The following is a 10,062-nucleotide window of genomic DNA, read 5'->3' on the forward strand; positions in this document are numbered from 1 at the left end:
TAATTGTACCATGCTGCTGTATAGTTGTGTACACAAAAAAATACATTTAATCCAGTTTTCCTATTGACATACTATGAATAGTAGGCTAATATAAGTGTCAACAAAAGAAAGGGAAGAGGCTATGAACGAATACGGCTTTAATACAGGGCTGCTTCACGGCACCAATGAGAAATATCCACAGGGAGCCACACAGGTTCCGATCTATCAGAGCAGCGCATTCCGACATGACAGCGCGGAAGACCTGGAGAAAATTTTTGACAATAAAAAAATGGGCTTCTCCTATACAAGGATCAACAATCCTACGGTAGAGTCCTTTGAGAAAAGAGTGACTATGCTGGAGGATGGAATCGGCAGTGTGGCCTGTGCTTCCGGAATGGCAGCACTGACCAATGCATTTCTGAACATTCTTCAGGCCGGAGATGAGATCGTAGCGGCCTGCGGACTGTACGGCGGAACTGTGGAGCTGTTCGATGATCTGAAGCCTTTCGGGATTTCCGTAAAATATGTGAAAGAGAATAAGCCGGAAGCTTTTGAGGCAGAGATCACAGAGAAGACGAGACTTGTTTTCGCGGAGACTATCGGAAACCCCAAGCTGGACGTTACCGATATCCAGGCAGTTGCAGAAGTGGCACATAAGTATGACGTACCACTGATCGTAGACAACACCGTGGCAACACCGTATCTGATCCAGCCACTGAAGCTTGGAGCTGACATCGTGGTTCATTCCTCTTCCAAATATATTAATGGAAGCAGTGATGCCATCAGCGGCATTCTTGTCTGTGGTAAGGGTCTGAAATGGGACCCTGACCGATATCCGGGACTTGCTCCATACCGGAAATTCGGACCATTTGCATACATCGCCAAACTTCGAAACGGACTTTTCCGGAATACCGGCGCGTGTCTTGCTCCGCAGAATGCTTTTCTTAATAATCTGGGACTGGAAACCCTGGGACTTCGAATGCAGAGACAGTGTGACAATGCACTGGAGCTTGCGAGATTTTTACAGAGCCTTGGTGGTGACATTGAAGTAAATTATCCGGGACTGGAAGAAAGCCCTTATCACGAAATTGCAAAAAAGCAGTTTAAGAATGGCTACGGAGCTATTGTAACCGTAAGAACCGGAAGTAAGGAGAAGGCTTTTTCCATTATTAATTCATTGAAGATTCCTCTGATCATCTCCAACATCGGAGACACGAAGACACTGGTCATTCATCCTGAATCCACCATCGCGGCACACATTTCCGATGAAGAGAAGCTGCAGTCCGGAGTATTCGAGGATCTGATCCGTATCAGTGTGGGAATTGAAGATATTGAAGATTTAAAAGAAGATTTCAAACAAGCGATAGAAAATAACCGATAAAATCTGGTACACCGAAAACGATGTACCAGGAGCTGCACCAGCAGAGAAATGGAGAATTCGTTATGGCAAAAGTAGATTACGCTACATTAAAAAAAGGTGGTTTCATGAGACAGAAGCAGAAGAATAATTTTTCTCTTCGTCTTGCCTGTGTAGGCGGTACGCTTACAGCAGAGAATCTTAAGAAAATCGCAGAAGTGGCTGAGAAATACGGTGACGGATATGTACATCTTACTTCCAGACAGGGAGTTGAGATTCCGTTCATTAAATTAGATGATATTGATGATGTAAAAGATGATCTTGCGAAAGGCGGATGCAAGCCCGGTGTCTGCGGACCGAGAGTCCGTACAGTTACAGCCTGCCAGGGTAATGCTGTCTGTCCAAGCGGAAATATCAACAGCTATGACATTGCGGTGAAATTAAATGAGAGATATTTCGGAAGAGAGCTTCCTCATAAATTCAAATTCGGTGTTACCGGATGTCAGAACAACTGTCTGAAGGCAGAGGAGAATGATGTAGGAATCAAGGGAGCAGCTCAGGTCAGCTGGAAAGAAGACGCATGTATCCACTGTGGTGTCTGCGAAAAGGCCTGCAGAGAAAACGCTATCTCCTTTGAGGATGACAAGCTGGTGATCGACACAGAGAAATGTAACTACTGCGGCAGATGTGCAAAATCCTGTCCTGTAGATGCATGGGATGTAAACGAAGCATATATCGTTTCCTTTGGCGGAACGTTTGGAAATCACATCAGCAAGGGACAGGAATTCCTTCCACTGATCACCTCTGAGGAGCAGCTTTTCAGAGTGACAGACGCAGCAATCCAGTTCTTTGATGATCATGCAAATCCGGGAGAACGTTTTAAATTCACCATCGACCGGGTAGGTGCTGAGAAACTTCAGGAAGTTTTGAAAGGAGCATACAATGGCTGATATTAAGATTGATGATACAGTAGATATTACCGATGTGGTCTGCCCGGTAACCTTTGTAAAAGCAAAGGTAGCACTTGAAGAGCTGGATGACGGACAGATCCTGGCGATCAAAATGAACGATGGCGAGCCGGTACAGAATGTGCCGAGAAGTGTGAAGGAAGAAGGACATCAGATCCTGAAGCTCGAGGACAACGAAGACGGAACTTATACACTGATCGTAAGAAAAGTTGAAGAATAGGAGAACAGAGAAATGACAATCACAGTTGCAGGAAATAAAAAAGAGTACGAAGATGGACTGAAGCTTACAGAGCTTATTGAGAAAGAGGATATCGAAAGTCCTGAGTATGTAACCGTAACTATCAACGATGAATTCATCAGCAAGGCAGACGTTCCGGAGACAGAGGTAAAGGACGGCGATGTTGTTGAGTTCCTGTACTACATGGGAGGAGGCGCAAGATAATGGCTTTTACAAATGAGCAGCTTGAGCGTTACTCCCGCCACATCATTCTGAAAGAGGTCGGAGTAAAAGGCCAGAAAAAGCTTCTGAATGCCAAGGTTCTTATCATCGGAGCCGGCGGACTTGGAGCACCGGCAGCCCTTTACCTTGCAGCAGCAGGTGTGGGAACAATCGGAATCGTAGATGCAGATGAGGTAGATATTTCCAATCTTCAGAGACAGGTCATCCACACAACTGCAGATGTTGGCAAACTGAAAGTAGAGTCTGCGGCTGAGACTATGAAAGCCATCAACCCGGACGTTACCGTAAATACATATCATACATTTGTAGATTCCAGCAACATTATGGATCTGATCAAAGATTACGATTTCATTCTGGATGGAACAGACAACTTCCCTGCAAAATTCCTTATCAACGATGCCTGTGTAATGGCCGAGAAACCTTTTTCACATGCAGGTATCATCCGTTTCCAGGGACAGCTGATGACCTACGTCCCGGGACAGGGACCATGCTACAGATGTGCATTCCAGAGCCCGCCACCAAAGGACGCCGTACCGACCTGTAAGCAGGCTGGCGTGATCGGAGCCATGGGCGGCGTGATCGGAAGCCTTCAGGCAATGGAAGCGATCAAGTACATCATCGGACAGGGTGATCTTCTTACAGGAAGACTTCTCACCTACGATGCACTGAAGATGACCTTCCGTACCGTGAAGCTTCCGAAGAATCATCATTGTCCGGTATGCGGCGATGATCCGACGATCACAGAACTGATCGATTATGAGCAGGCTGTGTGTGAACTGAAACACTAAAGAACTGTCTGCGGGTGCAGACTCTGTAAATTAAGTATAGAAACCCATTGGAGGCCACGAGATGCTGAAATTAAAAAAAGAAGATTACGAAAAAATATTAGACCACTGCAGAAAGGGACTTCCCAATGAGTCCTGCGGCCTTCTGGGCGGGATCATTGAGGGCGATGTAAAAACCATCGAGAAGGTGTATCTGCTGACAAACATCGATGAAAGCAACGAGCACTTTTCCATGGACCCGAAAGAACAGCTGAGCGCGATCAAAGATATCCGTCAGAACGGATATCAGATGATCGGAAACTTTCATTCTCATCCGGAGTCTCCGTCAAGGCCTTCCGAAGAAGACAAACGACTTGCTTTTGACCCGAACATCGAATATCTGATCCTCTCCCTTATGGATGCAGAAAACCCGGTGCTGAAGGCCTTCGGCGTAGACAAAGAAAAAAATGTAACTGTACATGAGATTCAGATAACAGAGTGATGAGTATGAAAAACAGATTAAACACAAAAGAAATTACAACCGATGTGCTGATCATAGGCGGAGGTACCGCAGGCTGCTATGCAGCGCTGGTTCTCTCAGAACAGAAAGCCGGCAGGGTACTGATCGCAGAAAAAGCAAATATCAGACGAAGCGGCTGTCTGGCAGCCGGTGTTAATGCCATCAATGCTTACATCGTAAAAGGCCGCAAACCTCAGGATTATGTAGATTATGCCACAAAGGATGCTGCCGGTATCGTAAGGCAGGACCTTCTTCTTACAGCAGCGGAGAATTTCAACGAAGTTACCGCAAAAATGGAGAAGCTTGGGCTTGTGATCCTGAAGGATGAAAATGGCGATTATGTTGCCAGAGGAAACCGTAACATCAAGATCAACGGTGAGAATTTTAAACCTCTTCTTGCTGATGCAGTTCATAAAGCTGAGAATGTAGACGTTCTGAATTATGTAAATATCACAGACCTTCTTGTGAAAGACGGACAGGTTTACGGAGCGGTTGGTTTCTCTATTATGGAAGAAACCGCATACATTATCCGGGCAAAAGCAGTTCTTGTTGCAACAGGTGGAGCGGCTGGACTTTATAAACCGAACAATCCGGGATTTTCCAGACATAAGATGTGGTATCCGCCGTTTAACACAGGCGCCGGATACGCAATGGGAATTCTGGCAGGTGCGGAGATGACGTCCTTTGAGATGCGTTTTATCGCACTTCGCTGCAAGGATACCATTGCTCCTACGGGAACCATCGCACAGGGTGTTGGCGCAAAACAGATCAATGCAGCAGGCGAGATCTATGAGACAAAATATGGACTGACCACAAGCGAGAGAGTTTATGGAACAGTCCGGGAAAATCAGCTTGGTCACGGACCGTGTTACCTGAAGACTACAGGGATCACGAAGGAACAGGACGAAGATCTTCTGAAGGCTTATCTCAACATGGCACCGAGCCAGACTCTGAAATGGATCGAAAGCGGAAAGGACCCCAGCGAGCAGGATGTTGAGATTCAGGGAACAGAGCCGTATATCGTAGGCGGTCATACAGCCAGCGGCTACTGGGTAAATACAGGCCGTGAAACCACGGTAAAGGGGCTGTATGCTGCTGGTGATGTTGCAGGCGGATGTCCGCAGAAATATGTGACAGGAGCTCTTGCAGAAGGAAAGCTTGCAGCATTGGATATGGTGAAACAGTTTGGTGCAGGAACTCTGAAAGAGGCTGATATTCAGACAGAGGCGGCGATCAAGGTTCAGGAAGAGAAGATCCTTTCCCGGTATGAAAAGTTCCGTAATGAAGATGCACCGGCATTTTCCATTGAGGAGCTTGAGGAAGCTATGCAGAAGGTCATGGATGAATATGCGGGAGGAATTGCTTCCAATTATCAGTTTAATGAGAAGCAGCTTGCTCTTGCAGATGAAAAAATCCTTCAGCTTCAGGCTCTTGCCGAAAAAACAGCGGCAGCAGATATGCATGAGCTGATGTTTGCATACGAACTTCGTGAGCGTCTCATTGTGTGCCGTTCACTGATCGCTCATCTGAAAAACCGCAAAGAGACCAGATGGCATTCTTTCAACGAAAATCTGGATCATCCGGAAACAGATGAGAAATTTTATAAATATGTAAATTCGAAACTGGAAAACGGCGAGATCAGGATGATTTTCCGTGACATTGTAAAGGAGGACACATATGAGCATACGAATTGATCAGAAAAAATGTGTTGGTTGCAGAAAATGCAGTGAAGTATGTCCGGGAACTCTGATCGTCATGGAAGACAAAAAAGCCGTGATGAAATATCCGAAAAACTGCTGGGGCTGCGTTTCCTGTGTAAAGGAATGTAAAGCCGGCGCCATTGACTTTTTCCTTGGTGCGGATATCGGTGGTAACGGAAGTATCATGAATGTAAAAAGCGAAGGTGATATCCTTCACTGGATCATTACAAAAACAGACGGTTCCACATCCGTGATCGATGTGGATCGACGAAATTCGAATAAATACTAGAAAACAGGTGCTGCCGGTTTTGGCGGCCGGAACAGGAGGATGAGATCAGATATGAGTGGATTATCACATTTGGATGAGCTGGAAGCGGAGGCAATTTACATCATCCGTGAAGTTGCAGCAGAGTGCGAAAAGCCGGTAATGCTTTATTCTATAGGAAAAGACAGTTCTGTAATGCTTCATCTTGCGATGAAAGCTTTTTACCCGGAGAAACCGCCATTCCCGTTTCTTCATGTAAACACAACATGGAAATTTAAAGAGATGATCGAGTTCCGTGACAAAACCGCGAAGGACCTGGGAATCGAAATGCTTGAGTACATTAATCAGGATGGTGTGAAGCAGGGAATCAATCCTTTTGACAGTGGTTCCGCATACACAGATATTATGAAAACACAGGCTCTGAAGCAGGCCCTTAAGAAATATGGTTTCACAGCTGCATTTGGCGGTGGTCGTCGTGATGAGGAGAAAAGCCGTGCAAAAGAGCGTATCTTTTCCTTCCGTAATGCAGAGCAGGCCTGGGACCCGAAGAATCAGCGTCCGGAGATGTGGAAACTTTATAATACTGAGATCAATAAAGGTGAAAGTATCCGTGTTTTCCCGATCTCCAACTGGACTGAGACTGATATCTGGCAGTACATTAAGAGAGAAAATATCCCGATCGTTCCTCTTTATTTTGCAAAAGAGCGTCCGATTGTATACAGAGACGGAAATATTATCATGGTGGATGACGACAGAATGCGCCTGAACCCAGGTGAGGAGCCGCAGATGAAAAAGGTACGTTTCCGTACACTCGGATGCTATCCACTGACAGGTGGTATCGAGTCTGACGCGGAGACACTGGACGAGATCATTGACGAGACTTTAAGCTCTGTGGAATCTGAGAGAACTACACGTGTTATCGATTCCGACGGCGGAGCTGCCAGCATGGAAAAAAGAAAGAGAGAGGGGTACTTCTAGGATGAGCGGATTACTGAAATTTATCACTTGCGGAAGTGTAGATGATGGAAAATCTACACTAATCGGTCATATTCTTTATGATTCCAAGCTTTTATATGCGGATCAGGAAAAAGCCCTTCTTCTGGACAGCAAGGTAGGTTCCAGAGGAGGCGCCATTGATTATTCTCTTCTTCTGGATGGTCTGATGGCAGAACGTGAGCAGGGAATCACTATAGATGTTGCGTATCGTTATTTTACAACAGATAAGAGAAGCTTTATCGTTGCGGATACTCCAGGGCATGAGGAGTATACAAGAAACATGGCGGTTGGAGCTTCCTTTGCTCAGCTTTCCATTATTCTTGTGGATGCGAAGCAGGGTGTTCTGGTGCAGACAAGGCGTCATGCACGTATCTGCGCTCTGATGGGTATTCATCATTTCGTCTTTGCTGTTAACAAGATGGATCTTGTTGATTACAGTGAGAGCCGTTTTAATGAGATTGTAAAGGATATTAATGAGCTTTCTGAGACTCTGGGGCTTCAGGATGTTGTGATCATTCCTGTCAGTGCTACAGAGGGTGATAACGTAACGAAGAAGTCTCCGAATATGCCCTGGTATATGGGTAAAGCTCTTCTGGAGCATCTTGAGACTGTGGATGTTTCAGAGGCTGAGAATGTCAGTGAGTTTTATCTGCCTGTTCAGCGTGTTTCTCGTCCGAATCATGAATTTCGCGGCTTCCAGGGCCAGATCGAGAGTGGCCGGGTTCGTGTAGGTGATATCATCACAACGCTTCCAAGCAACGAGACAGCGGCTGTTAAGACGATTCTGGTGGGCAGTGACAATCGTGAAGAGGCTGTTGCAGGCCAGGCTGTTACGATCCAGCTGGATAAAGAGGTGGATGTAAGCCGTGGCTGTGTTCTTACCAATAGTGATGAGATTCCAGTGGCAAAGGGCTTTGAGGCTACGCTTCTCTGGATGGATGATTCCAGGCTTGAAGTGGGCAAGGAGTATCTTGTGAAGCTTGGTACAAAAAAAATCGCAGGTGTGGTTAAGAGTATTGAGTTTAAGACGGATGTAAATACCGGTGAGCATCTGCATGCAGATACAATCGAGAAGAATGAGATTGCTTTGTGCAGGATCGGTCTTTCTGATAAGGTTGTGCTGGATGAGTTTAAAAAGAATAAGACTCTTGGTGAGCTGATCCTGATCGACCGTGTGAGCCATATGACTTCTGCATGTGGTGTTGTGGAGTCGGTTGATACTGAGGGAGAGAAGCCTTATTTCCAGAAGGATGACGTGAAGGTTGGCGGTTATATTTTTGAAGAGTTCTATTTTAACCTTGAGAATGCACTGCTTTCCAAAGCGGATAAAGAGGTTAAGACTTATCATGTAGGGGATACTGTGCCTGTTGAGGGTGACAGCTTTGAATATCCGGGCTATTTTGATATTGTTTCTCTGGAGGATAATGCGGCTGTTCTGATCCGTGATAAAAAGGTACTGGATATTATTACGTTAGACAAGTATGCCTTTATGGGACTTCCTGTTGTGGATGAGAGAGGCTTTGCCCTCGAAATCCGCAGCAATGCCGATTACCAGCAGTTCCTGGATGAGTTTAAATCAACTGATAATAAGTCAGAGTTCCATAATAAGTGGTTCAAGTTTGAGACCTACAGAAAGATTGTCTGCACAGATAATTTCTGGATGATCTGATAAAAAAATATATCAATAATACTGAGAGGCCGCATAGATGTGCGGCTTCTTTTCTGATGGATCTAAAGGCTGTAAAGCCATTAGCACTACAGTATATCCATTTTTCGATTCCATATCTATCATAGTAGAATAAAATTAATGTAAAAAAATAAAAAAAAGTGTTGACAAAACATAGCACCTTCAGCTATAATAAACCATGCGTTTCGGATGAAAACACAGAAGAAATGCGCTCCAATTTAATGAGAAATTATAAGTTCGGAGTCTGGAGAAGTACTCAAGAGGCCGAAGAGGTGCCCCTGCTAAGGGTATAGGTCGCTAACGCGGCGCGAGGGTTCAAATCCCTCCTTCTCCGTTATTTTTTTGAAAAAAATAAATTTTTCAAAAAAATGAAAAAACTTGTTGACAAATGCTTGCAGACATGATAAAGTAAACAAGCTGTCAGCGAGACAGAGATTCATCAAAAAAGAGTTTGGAAAAAGTTGAAAAAAGTACTTGACAAACGATTTGAGATGAGATAAAATAAACGAGCTGTCTGAGAGACAGACGCAACAAACCTTGATAACTAAACAGTGAAACACATACGATTCTCGAAAATTTCTTTACATTTAAAGAACGGTTTAAACAAACCAAAAGCAGTAAAAACGAGAGATAGCCAAACGGTTGTCTTGAGTAAAAGATTCAAACACTTTATCAGAGAGTTTGATCCTGGCTCAGGATGAACGCTGGCGGCGTGCTTAACACATGCAAGTCGAACGGGAAACCTTTTATTGAAGCTTCGGCAGATTTAGATTGTTTCTAGTGGCGGACGGGTGAGTAACGCGTGGGTAACCTGCCTTGTACAGGGGGATAACAGTCAGAAATGACTGCTAATACCGCATAAGCGCACAGAGCTGCATGGCTCAGTGTGAAAAACTCCGGTGGTATAAGATGGACCCGCGTTGGATTAGCTAGTTGGTGGGGTAACGGCCCACCAAGGCGACGATCCATAGCCGGCCTGAGAGGGTGAACGGCCACATTGGGACTGAGACACGGCCCAGACTCCTACGGGAGGCAGCAGTGGGGAATATTGCACAATGGGGGAAACCCTGATGCAGCGACGCCGCGTGAAGGAAGAAGTATCTCGGTATGTAAACTTCTATCAGCAGGGAAGAGATTGACGGTACCTGACTAAGAAGCCCCGGCTAACTACGTGCCAGCAGCCGCGGTAATACGTAGGGGGCAAGCGTTATCCGGATTTACTGGGTGTAAAGGGAGCGTAGACGGATGGACAAGTCTGATGTGAAAGGCTGGGGCTCAACCCCGGGACTGCATTGGAAACTGCCCGTCTTGAGTGCCGGAGAGGTAAGCGGAATTCCTAGTGTAGCGGTGAAATGCGTAGATATTA

10 protein-coding genes, 1 tRNA gene and 1 rRNA gene (1 of these 12 only partly in view) are annotated in these 10,062 nt (G+C 45.5%); all 12 read left to right on the plus strand.

From position 1 onward, the window contains the following. Positions 1-121 precede the first annotated feature (121 nt). A complete protein-coding gene (locus tag AC04Q4_RS12605; protein WP_476389096.1) occupies positions 122-1,360 on the plus strand; it encodes an aminotransferase class V-fold PLP-dependent enzyme in 1,239 nt (412 codons plus the stop codon). Between the two features lie 62 nt (positions 1,361-1,422). Further along, positions 1,423-2,286 (plus strand): 4Fe-4S binding protein, encoded by an 864-nt coding sequence (locus AC04Q4_RS12610; RefSeq protein WP_173741799.1) that lies wholly within the window; start codon positions 1,423-1,425, stop codon positions 2,284-2,286. Next, the gene (locus AC04Q4_RS12615; protein ID WP_015526613.1) at positions 2,279-2,524 is read left to right on the plus strand and encodes a sulfurtransferase TusA family protein; all 246 of its coding nucleotides are present in this window, start codon (positions 2,279-2,281) and stop codon (positions 2,522-2,524) included. The genes AC04Q4_RS12610 and AC04Q4_RS12615 overlap by 8 nt, the downstream gene beginning before the upstream one ends. 12 nt (positions 2,525-2,536) lie before the next feature. Further along, positions 2,537-2,746 carry a sulfur carrier protein ThiS gene (gene thiS, locus AC04Q4_RS12620; RefSeq protein WP_021650460.1) on the plus strand — a complete coding sequence of 70 codons (210 nt, stop codon included), beginning with the start codon at positions 2,537-2,539 and terminating at the stop codon, positions 2,744-2,746. Next, the gene (gene thiF, locus AC04Q4_RS12625) at positions 2,746-3,552 is read left to right on the plus strand and encodes a thiazole biosynthesis adenylyltransferase ThiF (protein WP_476389065.1); all 807 of its coding nucleotides are present in this window, start codon (positions 2,746-2,748) and stop codon (positions 3,550-3,552) included. The genes thiS and thiF overlap by 1 nt, the downstream gene beginning before the upstream one ends. A gap of 61 nt (positions 3,553-3,613) precedes the next feature. Beyond that, positions 3,614-4,030: a M67 family metallopeptidase gene (locus tag AC04Q4_RS12630; RefSeq protein ID WP_119240736.1), complete on the plus strand. Its 417-nt coding sequence runs from the start codon at positions 3,614-3,616 to the stop codon at positions 4,028-4,030. Between the two features lie 5 nt (positions 4,031-4,035). Further along, complete coding sequence (locus AC04Q4_RS12635; protein WP_476389066.1) at positions 4,036-5,742, plus strand: adenylyl-sulfate reductase subunit alpha; 1,707 nt, start codon at positions 4,036-4,038, stop codon at positions 5,740-5,742. Then, entirely contained in the window at positions 5,726-6,037 is a 312-nt protein-coding gene (locus tag AC04Q4_RS12640) for a 4Fe-4S dicluster domain-containing protein (RefSeq protein ID WP_015526617.1), read from the plus strand. The genes AC04Q4_RS12635 and AC04Q4_RS12640 overlap by 17 nt, the downstream gene beginning before the upstream one ends. 51 nt (positions 6,038-6,088) lie before the next feature. Beyond that, positions 6,089-6,991: a sulfate adenylyltransferase subunit CysD gene (gene cysD, locus AC04Q4_RS12645; protein ID WP_173738052.1), complete on the plus strand. Its 903-nt coding sequence runs from the start codon at positions 6,089-6,091 to the stop codon at positions 6,989-6,991. Position 6,992: 1 nt separating this feature from the next. Next, a complete protein-coding gene (locus AC04Q4_RS12650) occupies positions 6,993-8,678 on the plus strand; it encodes a GTP-binding protein (protein WP_476389067.1) in 1,686 nt (561 codons plus the stop codon). Positions 8,679-8,942: 264 nt separating this feature from the next. After that, positions 8,943-9,030, plus strand: a tRNA-Ser gene (locus AC04Q4_RS12655). Positions 9,031-9,365: 335 nt separating this feature from the next. Further along, positions 9,366-10,062: ribosomal RNA gene (locus AC04Q4_RS12660) — 16S ribosomal RNA — on the plus strand (it continues 833 nt past the right edge of the window).

It is taken from the genome of Blautia sp. HA8986 (assembly GCF_056504635.1).

Coding starts and splice junctions, on each gene's coding strand:
- AC04Q4_RS12640 (WP_015526617.1), top strand. CDS start 5,726: ATGAGCATACGAATTGATCAGAAAAAATGTGTTGGTTGCAGAAAATGC.
- thiF (WP_476389065.1), top strand. CDS start 2,746: ATGGCTTTTACAAATGAGCAGCTTGAGCGTTACTCCCGCCACATCATT.
- AC04Q4_RS12650 (WP_476389067.1), top strand. CDS start 6,993: ATGAGCGGATTACTGAAATTTATCACTTGCGGAAGTGTAGATGATGGA.
- AC04Q4_RS12615 (WP_015526613.1), top strand. CDS start 2,279: ATGGCTGATATTAAGATTGATGATACAGTAGATATTACCGATGTGGTC.
- AC04Q4_RS12610 (WP_173741799.1), top strand. CDS start 1,423: ATGGCAAAAGTAGATTACGCTACATTAAAAAAAGGTGGTTTCATGAGA.
- AC04Q4_RS12630 (WP_119240736.1), top strand. CDS start 3,614: ATGCTGAAATTAAAAAAAGAAGATTACGAAAAAATATTAGACCACTGC.
- thiS (WP_021650460.1), top strand. CDS start 2,537: ATGACAATCACAGTTGCAGGAAATAAAAAAGAGTACGAAGATGGACTG.
- AC04Q4_RS12635 (WP_476389066.1), top strand. CDS start 4,036: ATGAAAAACAGATTAAACACAAAAGAAATTACAACCGATGTGCTGATC.
- cysD (WP_173738052.1), top strand. CDS start 6,089: ATGAGTGGATTATCACATTTGGATGAGCTGGAAGCGGAGGCAATTTAC.
- AC04Q4_RS12605 (WP_476389096.1), top strand. CDS start 122: ATGAACGAATACGGCTTTAATACAGGGCTGCTTCACGGCACCAATGAG.